Annotated in this window: 12 protein-coding genes; 5 read left to right on the top strand and 7 right to left on the bottom strand. The window is 46.0% G+C overall.

The features are described from left to right. Window positions 1-14 precede the first annotated feature (14 nt). Window positions 15-917, top strand: a complete 903-nt coding sequence (gene rarD / locus ACHA99_RS20575; RefSeq protein WP_168827770.1) for an EamA family transporter RarD — start codon at window positions 15-17, stop codon at window positions 915-917. 359 nt (window positions 918-1,276) lie between these two features. On the opposite strand, the gene trmL is transcribed toward rarD, so the two are convergent. Beyond that, window positions 1,277-1,741 (bottom strand): tRNA (uridine(34)/cytosine(34)/5-carboxymethylaminomethyluridine(34)-2'-O)-methyltransferase TrmL, encoded by a 465-nt coding sequence (gene trmL / locus ACHA99_RS20570; protein ID WP_168827769.1) that lies wholly within the window; start codon window positions 1,739-1,741, stop codon window positions 1,277-1,279. Window positions 1,742-1,934: 193 nt separating this feature from the next. Here trmL and ACHA99_RS20565 point away from each other — a divergent pair, with 193 nt between their 5' ends. Both ACHA99_RS20565 and ACHA99_RS20560 read left to right on the top strand, forming a co-directional pair. Then, window positions 1,935-2,792, top strand: a complete 858-nt coding sequence (locus ACHA99_RS20565; RefSeq protein WP_113940307.1) for a DMT family transporter — start codon at window positions 1,935-1,937, stop codon at window positions 2,790-2,792. Between the two features lie 28 nt (window positions 2,793-2,820). After that, the gene (locus ACHA99_RS20560) at window positions 2,821-3,762 is read left to right on the top strand and encodes a LysR family transcriptional regulator (protein WP_393944697.1); all 942 of its coding nucleotides are present in this window, start codon (window positions 2,821-2,823) and stop codon (window positions 3,760-3,762) included. Here ACHA99_RS20560 and ACHA99_RS20555 read toward each other — a convergent pair. Together ACHA99_RS20555 and ACHA99_RS20550 are read right to left on the bottom strand one after the other, a co-directional pair. Further along, entirely contained in the window at window positions 3,746-4,627 is an 882-nt protein-coding gene (locus ACHA99_RS20555) for a patatin family protein (RefSeq protein ID WP_306683719.1), read from the bottom strand. The two genes, ACHA99_RS20560 and ACHA99_RS20555, sit on opposite strands and share 17 nt — an antisense overlap. 77 nt (window positions 4,628-4,704) lie before the next feature. Then, the gene (locus ACHA99_RS20550; protein WP_263237330.1) at window positions 4,705-5,718 is read right to left on the bottom strand and encodes a LysR family transcriptional regulator; all 1,014 of its coding nucleotides are present in this window, start codon (window positions 5,716-5,718) and stop codon (window positions 4,705-4,707) included. Window positions 5,719-5,843: 125 nt separating this feature from the next. Between ACHA99_RS20550 and ACHA99_RS20545 the strand changes: the two genes are divergently transcribed. After that, the gene (locus ACHA99_RS20545) at window positions 5,844-7,844 is read left to right on the top strand and encodes a ligand-gated channel protein (RefSeq protein WP_393944694.1); all 2,001 of its coding nucleotides are present in this window, start codon (window positions 5,844-5,846) and stop codon (window positions 7,842-7,844) included. Window positions 7,845-7,897: 53 nt separating this feature from the next. On the opposite strand, the gene ACHA99_RS20540 is transcribed toward ACHA99_RS20545, so the two are convergent. The 3 genes from ACHA99_RS20540 to ACHA99_RS20530 all read right to left on the bottom strand — a co-directional run bounded on the left by ACHA99_RS20540 (window position 7,898) and on the right by ACHA99_RS20530 (window position 10,589). Beyond that, window positions 7,898-8,839, bottom strand: a complete 942-nt coding sequence (locus ACHA99_RS20540; RefSeq protein WP_173248132.1) for a DUF4424 domain-containing protein — start codon at window positions 8,837-8,839, stop codon at window positions 7,898-7,900. Window positions 8,840-8,885: 46 nt separating this feature from the next. Next, window positions 8,886-9,119, bottom strand: coding sequence for a hypothetical protein (locus ACHA99_RS20535; RefSeq protein ID WP_011787794.1), 234 nt, complete (start codon window positions 9,117-9,119; stop codon window positions 8,886-8,888). A 132-nt stretch (window positions 9,120-9,251) separates the two neighbouring features. Beyond that, a complete protein-coding gene (locus ACHA99_RS20530; RefSeq protein ID WP_263197543.1) occupies window positions 9,252-10,589 on the bottom strand; it encodes a coproporphyrinogen III oxidase family protein in 1,338 nt (445 codons plus the stop codon). A 380-nt stretch (window positions 10,590-10,969) separates the two neighbouring features. Between ACHA99_RS20530 and ACHA99_RS20525 the strand changes: the two genes are divergently transcribed. Then, on the top strand, window positions 10,970-11,884 hold the full coding sequence (locus ACHA99_RS20525) for a bile acid:sodium symporter family protein (RefSeq protein WP_393944691.1): 915 nt from the start codon (window positions 10,970-10,972) through the stop codon (window positions 11,882-11,884). 70 nt (window positions 11,885-11,954) lie between these two features. Here the strand turns inward: ACHA99_RS20525 and ACHA99_RS20520 are convergent, their stop codons facing one another. Further along, a complete protein-coding gene (locus ACHA99_RS20520; protein WP_393944689.1) occupies window positions 11,955-13,346 on the bottom strand; it encodes a tetratricopeptide repeat protein in 1,392 nt (463 codons plus the stop codon). Between the last annotated feature and the right edge of the window lie 490 nt (window positions 13,347-13,836).

Here is a 13,836-nt window from a genome sequence, read left to right as displayed (position 1 = left end):
GCGTTATGGATGTCATGAAACCAATCTCCAATACCTTGCTCGGCGTAAGTTTGAATGTGGCCGCATCAGCACTTTTTGCGTTGATGTTTGCTTATACCGCCCTATTGGACGCTCTCAGTGGTGAGGAAATTTATGGTTGGCGCATACTATTTACGCTTCCACTTTTAACGGTTTTTATCGGCGTGCAGGGGTACTGGTCGCAAGTCATCGTTATTTATCAGCGAATAATCCGTGAAAAGCACTTTTGGTTAACTCGAATAGCATCAAGCTTTTTAATCGGCATTCAGCTTTGGTTATTCATGTGGGCTCCCAGCAATGGATATGGCTTAGCGGTGTCACTTGGCTATTTTATTATGCCCATCACTATGGTGGTCGTTGGCCGATTTGCATTTAAAGACAAAATGTCACGAATGCAATTGATAGCTTGCCTGTTTGCATTGCTAGGTGTGTTAAATCAACTCGCCATTTCCCAAACATTAGCTTGGCCAACACTTGCCATTTGCCTAGGATACCCAATCTATTTCTGGTTAAGACATAAAACCGGTACGAATAACATTGGTGGAGTATGGTTTGATATGATGCTCAGTGTGCCAGTGAGTATCTACTTTATCTTTAGTGGTGGCTATGTGATTGAAAGCTTATTAAGTCATAGCAGCTCACCACTATGGTTAGTCATTGGCTTAGGTGCAATTAGTGCATTAGCGCTCGGGTTACAATCCTTATCTGCACCATACCTAAATCTAAGTCTTTTCGGGCTGCTTATCTATGTCGAACCTTTACTATTATTGGTCGTTGCAATAATGCTTGGTGAAACCATCAACCCAGGTGAATGGCCTACCTATATAGGAATTTGGCTTGCCGTTATTGTGCTGATACTGGAAGGGGGGTTTAGAATATTTAAATCGAAAAACAGCTAGGTATGAAGTATTAGCAACATTTGGCCTATAGCTGACTACGAATCAGTACTTGGCTGATACCGCTAAATTGGGGCAATAGCTTTTTAGCTAAACGAACAGCAGAAGGGTTAGTGAGGATTGGCATTGTTGCACCAGTGATCGCTGGCGGCATGGATGGATATATGCCGCCGTCGAGTCTATAGGGATATATTTATGGCGTGTCACTGGGGAAGCAATGACAATTAATGCGTAATGCGCGTAGCTCAACTGTCTTGCTTTAGGGGCGAATGGAGTTAAAGTAACCCGTCGGATCTGATTGCATCGTGATTTGAATATTGACAGGTTAAGTCCAGACTAATCCACTTAAGCATCACTACGCATTAAACCGCGCCTTCAAACCCAAGCTGACGCCACGCTTCATAGCTGATAATTGCCACCGCATTAGACAGATTCAAGCTACGGCTGGTGGCCGCCATGGGGATGCGTAGTCTCTGCTCAGTGGGGATGGATTCGATAATCGCCATCGGTAAACCTCGGGTTTCTGGGCCGAATAGCAGCACATCGTCTTTGGCAAAACTCAGCTCTGTATGCGGGCGACTCCCCTTAGTGGTGCAGGCCATAATGCGCTTGCCTGCCATGGCTTCGAGGAAAGCATCGAAGTCTTTATGGCGAGTCACATTGGTTAAGTCGGCATAGTCCAAACCCGCGCGGCGTAGCTTTTTCTCTTCTAGATCAAAACCTAATGGCTCAATCAAATGCAGCTGGCAGCCATTGTTTGCGCAAAGGCGAATGATATTACCTGTGTTAGGTGCGATTTCTGGCTCATAGAGTGCGATATGGAACATACTGGCCCGCCTGTAGAAAATGACTGCCGATTATACGGCAAACGGTGCCCAAGCGCAGTGTCTGTTGTGGGTGGATTTGGCTAAGTTCATGCAATAGAGGTTGTAATAGGTGGAATTGTTATCTCAAGGCTTGCCTGTTTTATTATCTCAAAGTAACATATCTCAATATCAAGATACTTTTTAAGAAGTCATTATGCCCTTTATTATTGCGTTACTCGCTCCTGTATTTTGGGGGACTACCTATGCGTTAGTGAGTCTCTACTTACATGACATGTCGCCCTACTGGGTAGCCGTGTGGCGTGCCTTGCCTGCGGGGATATTAATGCTGATGCTGCGTCCTCGTTTGCCAACTTTGGTTTGGTCAAAGCTTGGTTTGCTGGCTTTTTGTAATATTGGTGCCTTCTTCGCCTTGCTATTTATCGGCGCGTATCGTTTGCCGGGCGCGGTGGCGGGAACCTTAGGGGCCACTCTGCCGCTCATCTTCTTAATACTGGCTTGGCTCATTGATAAAAAACGCCCAGGAATGAAGTGGTTATTATTAGGCTTAATGGGTCTTGGTGGGGTGATTTTACTGCTTAACCCTTCGGCGGATCTCGATCCTATCGGCGTGTTGTGCATGTTGAGCGCTACGACGTTAATTGCCTTTTCTTCTCGCTGGATGCAAAAGTGGGATGTGGGTGACTTTTTAGTGCTGACCGCGTGGCAGCTATTATTAGGCGGTTTGATGTTGATCCCACTGGCTTGGTTTATGGCAGGGCCACCGCAGCTACCGAGTATGACGCTTGTACCTTCACTGATATGGTTAGTGATTGCCAACACCGCCGTTGCCTATTGGGCTTGGCTGTGGTCGATGCGAAACTTAGGGCCAGAAATCATGGGTATGGTCGCTTTAGTCAACCCTGTGATTGCCGTATCATTAGGGGTCATGATTGTGGGGGAAACTTTAGATATGCGCCAATGGATGGGAATCGCGGTGATTTTATTGTCACTGTTATTGATGAAGTTGCCGCAGAATTTAAGGTTAAATCCATTTAAAAAAGTGCAACCCTAGTCATTATTTTGGGGTGAATGAGGCATAGATGCTAAAACGTTTGGATCTGAATTTACTGCCCGTACTCGAAATTCTACTTGAGGAGCAAAGCGTGACCGCCGCTGCTGCGCGGTTGCATTTGAGCCAGTCGGCGGTGAGTAAACAGCTCACACGTCTGAGGGAAGTGTTTGATGATCCTTTATTTGAACGTACCGCCTACGGCCTAAAACCGACACCCAAGGCTTTGTCACTTGCGCCTGAGTTGCGCCAATGCTTACAGCAATTGGCGCAATTTACTCGGCCGGACACCTTCGAACCCGCTTTGAGCCAACGACAGTTTAGAATGCATTTGGTCGAAACCACCTATTCACTGACCTTTCCCCATTTTATGCCCATGTTGCTCACTCAAGCTCCCGGTGTGAGTCTCAATTGCCAAACGTGGCGACTCGATACCATGGACAGATTACTGCGTTGCGACATCGACTTAGCCATAGGTTGTCGCGAGTGGGACGAGCGTTCACCCATGCATGTGAATAATATTCCCGATGACTTATGCCATGTTGAGTTAGTGCAGGATTATCCAGTGTGTTTGATGCGTCGTGATCATCCGGCGTTAACACAAGAATGGAATTTAGATACCTTCTTGAGTTATCGCCATCTGCAAGTGGCCTTTGGCGGTTTAGAGCATTGGTTGCTGGATGATGTGTTGCAACTCGAGGGCCGCCAGCGTGATATCGCCGTGAACATGACCGACTTTCAGAGTGCTCTCACCCTGTGTGAACAGAGCGATTTAATCCTCTGCGCACCTTCGCGCTATGCCTTGGCTGGGATGAAGTCTTTTGAGCTTCAGTCTTTACCATCACCCATCAAGCTGATCCCCGGTGCGTATTTATTGATGTGGCACAAACACTTCGAACACGACTTGAGCCATAAATGGCTGCGAGAGTTGATTATTAGCCAAGTGCTGCGTTCGATTACACCTCAGATTTAGGCAGTTTTGGTGCCGTTAACCAAGCGGTTAATGTGGGTAAGACTGCTTTTCCATCCGCTAGCCCTTGTTGATAGACGGCGGTCACCTTATCGATATTGCGATCGAGCCTGGATAAATTAAGTGGCAGTGCTGGACGGATCACAAAGGCGTTATTCGCTGCAACGGCTTGGTCTAACTCGGTTAATGCTTGATTATAAACTCGGTGGCGCTCACTTAACGCATGGGCAACTGCGGGGTAGCGTTTATAGGTTTTGCGGGCTAACCAATTCATTTTCATCGCGGATTTTTGGTAATGCTGATCTTGAGTCAAGATCACCACTTGGCGTGCATAACCATCTTTGCGTGATTGCGCTAACGGTATCGGTTCGCCGATGCCGCCATCGAGGTAATGGTGTTGGTTAATCACGCTGGGTTTAGACATAAAAGGCAGGCTAGAGGAGGCAATGAGCACGTCGAGCAATTTATCATGTTCATTAAAATCGGCCATCCCAAAGTAATCGGTGTTTCCTGTATTGCAGTTAAAGGCGCCGACCTTGAATTCGGTATTACTATTTAAAAATGTATCAAAATCAAATGGCAGCAACTCATAAGCCATGCGACGGTAGGTAAAGTCTGTATTGACATAATTACCCGTTGCCAGCCAATGGCGGATGCCCATATAGCGTTTGTCATTGAGATATTGCTGCTGAATGTGGAGATTGCGACCAAATTGGCGGGATACATAGGACGCGGGATAAATGGCACCTGCAGATACCCCAATTACATAGTTGAAGTGAAGTGACTGCTGTAAAAACGCGTCTAATACACCTGCGGTATAAATGGCCCTGAGGCCACCACCTTCCAACACTAAGGCCACATCTTTCATCGGGTTACATCTTTTTATCGGTTTATCACCGCAGAATACCCCAGCTTAGCGCAGAAATGAATGCGTGTAAGGTATCCTCAAGATGCGTGACCAACATCAAGATGATGTGACTTTTTCTTAGTTTTAATTGGTAAGATATTGGTTACGTTATCGTTTACGCCATCTTTTTGATGGCCCAGATTAACATGATAGGCTTGGTGAAAATCTGCCTGACTAAAGTATTGGCTAAGTGCATTGAGCGCTTCTTTCACTTTTGCGGGCTGCTTATCTCGCGCCGACGTTACGCTATAAACACTGTAGGTATTGAGTGACCATTCGGGTAATAGGGTGACAAGTTGGCCGCTTTCGAGGTATTTGTGTACTTCAGGTTCGGGCAGGGCGGCAAATCCTAGACCATCGAGTGTGAGTTGAATTAACGCCTGCATATTGTTGACGCTAATTCGCTGGCTTGTCAGTTCAAAACACGCTTGGCTGAAGGCGTGGGTTAAGATATCGCCTTTAGCATAAGTGTGATAGATCCGATTTAATTCAGTTAATTCCTTTGGGTGGCTAAGGTTTTTATGCATTGGCAGATAATTAGGTGAGGCGCACAGTAACATACGCCAATCGGCTAAATGGCGGGCAATTAGGTTGGAATCCGATAAGGGGCCGATGCAAATCGCCAGATCGATACCGTCGTTGACTATATCTATCGGGCCATCTTGCAGCAGTAAATTCAAACTTATCTGTGGATGTGCTGCCAACAGGTAATTAAAAGGTTCGCTTAACAAGCCGCCGCCAAATCCTATAGGCGCGGCAATCTTTAATTCCCCTGATGGAATACCTTTCAAGTTATTAAGTTTCTGCTCTGTGCTTTCGACTATCGCTATGACCTTGCGGCAATTCTCGTAGAACAAACTGCCCGCTTCGGTGAGTGTGAGGTTGCGGGTATTGCGGTGGAACAGGCTGATCCCCATGTCCATTTCGAGCTTGGTCACTTGCTGACTTACCGCCGACGAGCTGAGATTTAATTGCTGTGCTGCGGCACTCATTGAGCCCTTTTCTGCGATTGTCGCAAAAACGATCATCCCTTTGATCATGTTTTTATTCATTTTTAAGTAACTCTTACAAGTGAATACCTAAAGTCTAACTTGAGCTGATTGTAACATAGAGATACATTGCCGTATTGAAAATTGTTCTCATTTACAATCTTTGCTCTAATGGAGACTTGTCGGTTATGTTGTTAAGTCGTAAGAAGTACCTCGCTCAAGTGATCACCGCTTTATGTTTGTTGCCCACAGTACCAGTAACAAATGCCCTTGCGGATACCGCGTCAGATAAAGAAAAGATGATGGAAAGAATCGTGGTGACTGCATCGGGATTTGAACAGCAAATTCGCGATGCGCCAGCTTCTATCAGCGTGATCACCCGTGAGGATCTGGATAACCGCTTCTACCGCGACTTAACCGATGCCATGTTAGAAGTGCCCGGCGTAGTGATTACGGGCGGTGCAGACCGTCAGGATATCAGTCTGCGGGGCATGGGTAGTCAATACACGTTAATTTTAGTGGATGGTAAACGCCAATCCTCGCGCGAGACACGGACCAACAGTGACGGCCCAGGCGTTGAAGGCGCTTGGACGCCACCATTGGCGGCCATCGATAGAATTGAAATTGTTCGCGGGCCTATGTCATCACTTTATGGTTCGGATGCCATTGGTGGGGTAATTAACATTATCACTCGCAAAGTGCCAAACGAGTGGCAGGGTGAGGTGCGACTCGACAGCACTTTGCAGGAAAAGTCTGACTCGGGAAATGTGTATCAAGGCAACTTTTTCGTCAACGGTGGTTTGATCAAAGATCTGCTAGGGATGCAACTTTATGGTCAATATACCCAGCGTGAAGAAGATCAAATCTATGGTGGTTACCGAGGTCGCGATGCGACTAATCTGACAGCGAGATTTGCGCTCACGCCTAATGAAAATCACGATATCATGTTTGAAGTTGGCACTTCTAACCAAGAACTCGACAGCAGTTTAGGTAAAACCGTCACACCGTTAGCACCGGGCGAAGCCTGTGGTCGTCGCGGTTGCCCTGAATCTTCAACGACAGAATATGAAAACAGCACCTTCTCCCTTTCACATACAGGTCGTTGGGACTTTGGTACTTCGGATAGCTATATCAAGCATGAAGTGTTTGATAATAAAACCCGTAAGATGAAAATCACTAACACGGATGCGCAATCTAGCCTTATCACTACGTTAGGCCAAAGTCATACAGCGACCTTTGGCGCAGCATTCAACCATCAAGATTTAACCGACGAAACAGGTAACCAAGTGAGTGACTTAACTGATATTAGTCGCAAACAATGGTCGGTGTTTTCCGAGGATGAATGGCGCATTGTCGATAGCTTTGCTCTGACCATGGGGCTGCGTTTGGATGATGATGAAAACTTTGGTAATCATGTCAGTCCGCGCGTTTATGGCGTGTGGGGATTAACCGACAGCACCACCTTAAAGGGCGGTGTATCAACAGGCTTTAGGGCGCCGAGTTTACGCCAGACAGTGCCCGACTGGGGACAAGTCAGCCGCGGTGGCAACATGTACGGTAATCCAGATTTACAACCTGAAACTTCAGTTAACTACGAGTTAGGTTTGTATTCTGATCTGACCGAGAGCATTACCGCCAGCGCGGGTGTGTTCTATAACGAGTTTAATGACAAGATCACCCGCGTAGCCTGTCCTGCGACTCAATGTACTGATGGTCCAAATCAATTTGGTTCTAATCCGACGACTTATGTGAACGTCGACGAAGCTGTGACCCAAGGGATTGAACTGAGTATCGACTATCGCATTCGCTCAAACTTGAGTTTGACAGGTAACTATACCTATACGGATTCGGAGCAAAAGACAGGTGTTTATAAAGGTAGCCCATTGAATCAATTGCCTAAGCATTTGATTCAAGCGTCTTTCAACTACGAGCCTATTGATAATTTAAGCACTTGGTTGAGGGTGAACTACCGTGGCGAAGAGAGCCAACCGACGACAGGACCTTCATCGAGCAGCTTAATCGCCCCTTCTTATACTCTGCTGGATTTGGGGGCTAACTACCAGTTGAACGATAGCCTGAAATTTAGCGCGGGCATTTATAACGCCTTCGATAAGGAAATTACCCAAGAGGAATACGGTTATATCGAAGATGGCCGCCGTTACTGGTTAGGTATGACCTATAGTTTTTAAATTAAAAATAGCAAGTTATAAAGAAGCCAGCACTTAGCTGGCTTCTTTTCTGATTATTCAAAATTCGGTTTACGAATAAACAGGACGCTGAGATCTTGCTTTGGCGTGAACTGTTTTTGCTGGAACTCAAAGGTGAGTGGGTCAGTTTTTTTAAGCTCGCCATCAAAACACAAGCTAATGAGATCTGTGGGCTGGGATTTTTTTAGGGTGAGTTTGAAGTCCTTAATCGACCCTTGCCAGTTATTAGCTGTGACCAAAATATAGCTAAGATGGCTCCATTCGACGCCAATCTCCTGATCTTCACCGTCTTGTTTAACGACGAGATTGCGTTTCTTAATCCCTTGCTTGGCGCTTTCATCTAAACAGGCCAGTTCAGTGTAAGTATCAATAATACTACTGGCAGTATCGGGGATGCCCGTTGAGAGGCTTGGCGTGTAGCTATGGCTGATAGCGACAGATTGGCCCGCGGGAAAGGTTTGTTCCCACACAAAGTAATCACTTAGGGTAAAGGCGATTTGTTGGTCCTCATCCAACCATTGCTTGGGGAGCGCGGGTTTGCCCTCGGGGACTTCGGCATATTCGGCAAAGTAAGCGACTTCATCTACACCCCAGCCAAGCTGTTTCAGCTCGGTTGAAATATCGGTTTTATCGGCAAGTTGGGCAACAAGCCTGTGTTGAGTTGGCTGGGTTTTGCCATTCACTTTAAGGGTGAAGTTATCAATACTGCTGTGATCGGCGGAGCCAAAAAACATCGGTGGCATGGGGAAGGCGATGGGGACGATAAGATCCTGCGAACTGGTGTTGGTAAACACATAATCGACCCTGACTTCGGTCTCGCTGATGAAGAGAGACTCTTTATCCATACTGATATTAGGCTGATATTTCAAGGTAATAGAGCCATTAGCATCGCCAAAACTGCTATCGTTGGCAGAGGCAGTTTCTCCGTAGACGAGTAAAACTATAGCAAAAAGGGGTATGGCTAAGTGTGCTGACATGTACTTCTTAACTCTAGTTGGATGTTTTAGTATCAATGGGGAACGATTATTGCGCGCGGGCGAGGTCGATGGCCGCACTTATCGCATTTCGCGCTTGTGGGCTATTTTTCCAGCAAGTGGTGCGCAGCATGCTGGCGACTAAGTTAGCAATATCATCCACTTCGTGTTGGGCGAGTTGTTGCAGCGAGCTGATGCCAATTTCTTCGAAGCGTTTAATTACCGTTGGGCCAACGCCTTTGAGTGCTAATAAGGCTTGTTTTTCTTGTTCATTAAAACCCATAACGAATACTCCTTTATTGTTGGGATTGTGCTCAATTAATAGTACTGGGCAAGATTACCTTTAAACCGAGTTAACAAAAAGGCCCTCGAAGGGCCTGTTTAGTCTTTATGAATCAACAATCATCAATAAGTGTTACATATCGCAGGGTTTGAGTGGCTTACGCAATTGAGCGCGCACGTTGTCCATGCCTGAGTAAAACTCTTTCATCATCAATAGACCCATCATCTTGCCGTTATCGGTGACGATCAGATTGTCGGGATTGGTTGGGTCGTTTTTGATGGCGCCAATCAGTTTCATCGAGGTCATTTCTTTAAATAAGGCGGTATCTAAATTGACGCCAAAGGTTTCGCGGAAATATTTACGCGATAAACGGCCGGAGAACATGCCCAGCAAAAAGCGATATTGCATCACGTCTTTTTTGCTGTAGTTCTTTTGTTGCTCGACACCCATTTGACCCGCTGCGATGCGTTCTTGGTACTTACGTAGTGAGAAAGTGTTCACATAAAGCGTGTCATTTAAGAAACTAAATGAGCCCGAACCTACCCCTAAGTATTCGTCGTAATCAATAACGTATTCGTCAAATCCTTCATCATCGGTTTTACCAAATGCCCATGCAGACAATTGATTATATTGACCATTAAGACTGTTTAATATTTGGCGATATTGGTTTGCCATATCCGCTTGCGGCGCCGCTAATTTGCCTTTAACACTCTTACGGGTTTGATGAGTGATCATCAGCGGATAGGTGGTAATTTGTCTTGGGTCTAAGCGCGATGCCATGTCGAGATCATGTTGGATCACTTCATCGGTTTGGCCGCGGAAACCAAAAATCAGGTCGACGTTGATAATAGGGAACAACTCTTTGGCACCCATGATCTTGTCGAAGGTTTGCTGACCCGTGCCGAATTTATCGAGTCGGTCGGTCATTTTTAAAATATCGTCATTAAAGCTTTGTACGCCGATAGACATGCGATCCACTAAGCCTTTGAGCTGTTTAAAGCCTGGGCTGTCTAAATGCTGTGGATCGGACTCGCAGGAGACTTCTTTAATGCTAGGAAATAGGGTTTTAGCGTGTTCTATGGTACGGGCTAATTCGTCTTCTAATACCGTGGTGGTACCACCACCAATGTACATAGATTCAAAGTCATAGCCGAGGGCCTTGACCATTTCCATCTCTTTACGTAATGAGATGAAGTAGGCACGCGCCTTGTCTTCCTTAAACATAAAACGGTGGAAGGTACAGTAAGAGCACAGGGTATGGCAGAAGGGAATATGTGCGTATAGCATATATTTTTTGCCTTCAACCGGTGCTGGCATCATTTCTGCGGAAAGCGTATCGAGGCGAAGATTCTTATCGACATAGTACTGCATGACCCGTTCCATCGAGCCGAGCATCCAGTTAGGGACGGTAATATTCGCTTGATAAGGCGTTGCGATAGCGCCGCTGAGCGTTTGAATAACTGATGACATAACGATTCCTATCTGAGAGTGCTAACCGTAAACACCGAAATTGCTTTAGGTAATTCACGACCACCTAGCGCAATAAGACTACCTCGTATGTAATTGTTAAAACGTGAACTGGTTATAAGTTACGGTTTCCTAACAAGGAAATCACGGGCTTTTTGTTAAGCAGATCATGTTTTAGCGATTGAGAATGCATTTTTATCATGCATTTTTTAGCGGAATTTATTGTAGATTTGCGGGGTTAGCTTGCCAGGTCAGTCTAAATGCTGAGATTGAAAATCACCATTCTAGGCATTTTGTTGCTGGCGGATTAGCGCTTGTCTATCCAAGGGACGGCTGTCATCATCCGAACGATAAAAATAACCTCTTGATGTAAAGGGCCCACTATGTTGGCAAACGTAAACCGCTTCTTCCCGCTGTTGGCAGTGATAGGCGCAATGACAGCTTATCTGATGCCGAGTTGGTTTACTGAGCTTAAATCCGCCATAGTGCCGCTGTTGGTAATCATCATGCTATCTATGGGGCTCACTTTAGATCTTCAGGATTTTGCTAATGCCTTCAAACAGAAACGTGCTGTACTCACAGGACTCGTGCTGCAATTTTCGGTCATGCCGCTCAGTGCATTATTGATCAGCCTGTTATTAGGATTAGATAGGGAACTCACCATAGGCATGGTGTTAGTGGGCAGTGTTGCAGGCGGCACCGCCTCAAACGTGGTCTGTTATTTAGCGAAAGGCGACGTGGCTTTATCGATAACCATGACGGCACTATCAACCTTAGTGGGCGTGGTGTTAACACCACTGATTATTAAGCTGTTGATTGGGGAAATGATCGATATACCCTTCGCCGATATGCTGCTGAGTTTAGTGAAAATTGTGCTGATCCCTGTCAGCGTTGGCGTGATTATCAATCATTTTTTTAAATCGCTGGTGGCTAAAGTCGCTCCTGCATTGCCACTGATTTCTATCTTGGCAATTGTGATGGCGATTACGATTATCGTGGCGTTAAATGCCAATCAGTTTGATAAAGTTGGCCCGATTATTCTGCTGGCCGTGTTCTTACATAATGGTCTTGGTCTCGCCTTAGGCTATTTCTGTTGCCGTTTATTAGGCTTTAACCACACAGTTTGTAAAACTATCTCTATCGAAGTTGGCCTACAAAACTCCGGTCTCGCCACTGCTTTATGTATTAAATTCTTTAGTCCTATTTCTGCCATTCCCAGCGCGATATTTTCGATATGGCATAATTTGTCTGGCGCCATGTTGGCGGGATATTGGGCGAGGGAATCGCAAGATAAGTAAGATGTTGCTGTCGAAAATAGACAATGCCTGTAACCTGAGCAAGTGCGGCCACAGGCTTAAATTGCTGTGACTAATTAACCGGTAATGGGGTCTCGACAGGCATGAGTGTTAGCTGCAAGATATTTTCTTGCTGGCTTAATGCCAGTGGCAGTGTGTAGTTGGGAAAGCGTAATCCGAATACAGCACCTTGTTGTAACAAGTGATACAGCTGATCTGTCATGGTAATCGTTAAACTGGCGCAGCCATGTTCATCGACTCTGCCTTCTAGTGGTAAGGCGATTTTGTCAGCTAAGGTTAGATACGCCGCCATACGCCAGTGAGAGTTTTCTCCAATATTGTATGTGCTGCCATGCAGTTGGTTGTAGCCTAAACCACAGGCCTGCAAGCTTAATTGGGTTTTGGCCGCTGTTGGCAACGAAATAATCTGTTGTCGCTGCTGTGCCAGAAACTTACCCCACGTCAGGCGATGAATAACTGAGTCAAGTGAGATGGGAACATACTCATCTTGCTGTTTTAGTGCATTAAAGCGGGCAATGCCCTGTTCCAATTTAGTGAGATCGTCTTCATATTCCAGTTGTGCCTTAAGCAGATTATATGCGGGCGTTTTAGCTTGTTCCATGCCGGCTAACGCTGCTTTCTCGAAGTATGCCAGTGCTTTCACTTTATCGGCTTCTGCGCCCAAACCGCGCTCTTCCATGCTGCCTAAATGATAGTTAGCTATGGCAACTTGACGCTTAGCACCTTGTAAAAATGCGGCTTTCGCGCCGCTGTAGTCATTTTCATTCAACAGCAGAGCGCCGTAGTTTGTCCACGCCGTACCATCATCTGCTGCCATACCCAATTCTAGCCACTTTATGGCTTGCTGGCGTAACTGCGGGATGTCGAGACTTTCTCTTTCGCTGCCGACACTTTGCATCGCCATTAAGTACGCGCGCAGATACTCGCGTGAGGCATTATCCAGATAGAGGTTATCGGGTTGGAGTTCAAAGGCTTGCCCAAAGTAACTCCCCGCTTGCTGCGCCGCAGTGATTGCTTTCGCTAGATAGAACCTTGAGCTGGGATCTGCCGGACTGTGTGCTCGTCCTAGGTTATATAAGGTCGGTAGCTTAAGACCCTGCGCCAGTGCTTCTTCTAACAAGGGGATGGCCTGCGTTTTGCTATCATTATCCAGCGCCATGCTGCCTAGATTATGGCTGGCACGGGCCGAACCTAAGGCTCTGGCTTGTTCATAGTATTGGCTGGCGGTGGCATTGTCTTGCGTGACGCCACGGCCGAGATGGTAGGCTTTACCCAGTAAGAATAACGCCTCAGCATTGTTCTCTGCTGCTTGCTGCTGTGCTTGTTGCAAGAAAGCGTCGTATTGTTGTTGCTCAAATAACTGTTCCAGCGCGGACTTTTCTGCGGTTGCTGCAAAGCTTACGGTCAACAGTAATAGGAGAGTAGCAATAGTGAATATCTTCATAACATCCTTGTCGTTAAGCGGGTACTTGCAAGCGGTAGTGCGATTGAAGTTGGCTAACATAGTGGTTTGTTATGCTACAAGCAAGCCTTGCGGTTTACCACTGTGTTATGGACAGGCGGATGAATTGCAGCGGTAGCACTGCCGTGTGTTGGCGTTACATGGAAGCCGACGATAGCTAATCGTTGATTAGCTGAGTCCGAAGTTTTTTAGTGGTATTTAATATTGTGGGAGTGGGAGATGGGCAATACGTATCTTCATTGCTGAACTATAGGCTTCACGCCCTTATTATTGGTTTAGCACTGTTGACACTGAATCAATTTAATCATTTTTTGGTAAATAATTTTTCTAAAAATACAGTATTAATAATAGGTTATTTTTCTTGGCTGCGATTTATATTGCAGGTGTGTGACTCGCCTTATATCTCATCTAAAAATCTGACAGCCCAATAATTTTTGTTATTAGGCCGCAGATTTAAAAGCTTTTTTCAGGG

This window comes from Shewanella sp. S23-S33, assembly GCF_043359565.1.
GTDB lineage: Bacteria > Pseudomonadota > Gammaproteobacteria > Enterobacterales > Shewanellaceae > Shewanella > Shewanella oncorhynchi.
This window is presented reverse-complemented; position numbering and strand designations above follow the sequence as displayed.

Coding starts and splice junctions, on each gene's coding strand:
- rarD (WP_168827770.1), top strand. CDS start 15: ATGAAACCAATCTCCAATACCTTGCTCGGCGTAAGTTTGAATGTGGCC.
- trmL (WP_168827769.1), bottom strand. CDS start 1,741: ATGTTCCATATCGCACTCTATGAGCCAGAAATCGCACCTAACACAGGT.
- ACHA99_RS20565 (WP_113940307.1), top strand. CDS start 1,935: ATGCCCTTTATTATTGCGTTACTCGCTCCTGTATTTTGGGGGACTACC.
- ACHA99_RS20560 (WP_393944697.1), top strand. CDS start 2,821: ATGCTAAAACGTTTGGATCTGAATTTACTGCCCGTACTCGAAATTCTA.
- ACHA99_RS20555 (WP_306683719.1), bottom strand. CDS start 4,627: ATGAAAGATGTGGCCTTAGTGTTGGAAGGTGGTGGCCTCAGGGCCATT.
- ACHA99_RS20550 (WP_263237330.1), bottom strand. CDS start 5,718: ATGAATAAAAACATGATCAAAGGGATGATCGTTTTTGCGACAATCGCA.
- ACHA99_RS20545 (WP_393944694.1), top strand. CDS start 5,844: ATGTTGTTAAGTCGTAAGAAGTACCTCGCTCAAGTGATCACCGCTTTA.
- ACHA99_RS20540 (WP_173248132.1), bottom strand. CDS start 8,839: ATGTCAGCACACTTAGCCATACCCCTTTTTGCTATAGTTTTACTCGTC.
- ACHA99_RS20535 (WP_011787794.1), bottom strand. CDS start 9,119: ATGGGTTTTAATGAACAAGAAAAACAAGCCTTATTAGCACTCAAAGGC.
- ACHA99_RS20530 (WP_263197543.1), bottom strand. CDS start 10,589: ATGTCATCAGTTATTCAAACGCTCAGCGGCGCTATCGCAACGCCTTAT.
- ACHA99_RS20525 (WP_393944691.1), top strand. CDS start 10,970: ATGTTGGCAAACGTAAACCGCTTCTTCCCGCTGTTGGCAGTGATAGGC.
- ACHA99_RS20520 (WP_393944689.1), bottom strand. CDS start 13,346: ATGAAGATATTCACTATTGCTACTCTCCTATTACTGTTGACCGTAAGC.